This window comes from Vibrio sp. 378 (assembly GCF_033339435.1).
Genome location: NZ_JAWOUO010000160.1, coordinates 1 through 1,057, shown reverse-complemented (window position 1 = coordinate 1,057; position 1,057 = coordinate 1). Strand labels below are relative to the sequence as shown.

The 1,057-nt window shown below is 42.5% G+C and carries 1 protein-coding gene and 1 pseudogene; both read left to right on the top strand.

What is annotated here, in order from left to right; genetic code table 11:
* The first annotated feature begins 66 nt into the window (after window positions 1-66).
* Entirely contained in the window at window positions 67-312 is a 246-nt protein-coding gene (locus tag R7Q48_RS24850) for a hypothetical protein (RefSeq protein ID WP_060466691.1), read from the top strand.
* A gap of 365 nt (window positions 313-677) precedes the next feature.
* Window positions 678-1,057, top strand: a pseudogene (locus tag R7Q48_RS24845) (hypothetical protein); the annotation flags it as partial.

The following is a 1,057-nucleotide window of genomic DNA, read 5'->3' as shown; positions in this document are numbered from 1 at the left end:
CGTATCATTCCTCGCACTTACTTCATTTAGTATTCTATTAGTCCTTGGTTTGTATATGAGGTGCTTATGGCTAAGACTGATGAAGATATTGCGAATGTGAAGCGGATTAACTCAGGGATGAGGATGCTTTCCCATTCTGTTTGGAGAAAAGTACATCAGCCTAACTTCAGAAGCTTTACGCAGTTTGACCAAATGTTTTGGGATGTGACGAACCGAGCTTGGCTATCTGTCGATCATTCTGCATTTTCCGACAAATTGGAATTTGCTCATCTTTATTGGGCAGACTATTGCAAGAAGAATTTAGCGTCATGATTGCTATGGTTCTGTCGCCTCGCTTTGCTCGTTGCCGGTTCGTCAGTCCAGATTAAAACGCTACGCTCATTTAACCTGGACTAACAAACTCCGAATTGTTCAAAAAGCCCCTTTCGTGGGCTTTTTTGTTCCAGATGCTTGTGCTCATCTTAGGATGATAAAACCGCTTCAAATGCGTCATAAACTTTCAGAGTGGTTTTGTGTACCCGTGGGTAGGTTTGATGCTGAAAATGGCTTACAGAGCGTTTGAGGGGCTTCTAAATGGTGTTTTTGATAGTGAAGTTGCCTATTTAACATATGACCAATATTACGCACCTTTAAGAGTGGTTATGATGTCATCACGTTAATTGAGGTTAGGTGAACGGATGCCACACAATTTTTTAGATCGAAAGAAAAAACCTTTGAGCTCTTCTGGCGGAGGCTATAAGCCACTCCATGAAGAAGAATCATTAAGAAAACCACAAGCTCGAGAAGAAACAGTTAGAGAGCGAGCAGCCCGCCAACGTCGAGAGCGTCAAGCTGAATTGACGTATACCCAAGAAGATTACGCCCGTTGGGAACGAAATCGAAAAAGGAGACAGCTAGAGGTCGAAGCTCAAAAGGCGATTGAAGAATTATTAATTTTTCTTCCCGCATTGGATCTGGAAACTTCGGTTCACAGCCAAGCGGTAAAAGAATTTAGCGAAGCGTTCGATGTTATCTTGAAAGGGTACAACGGGGGCAATATTTCCTATGAGACTGGATA

Coding starts and splice junctions, on each gene's coding strand:
- R7Q48_RS24850 (WP_060466691.1), top strand. CDS start 67: ATGGCTAAGACTGATGAAGATATTGCGAATGTGAAGCGGATTAACTCA.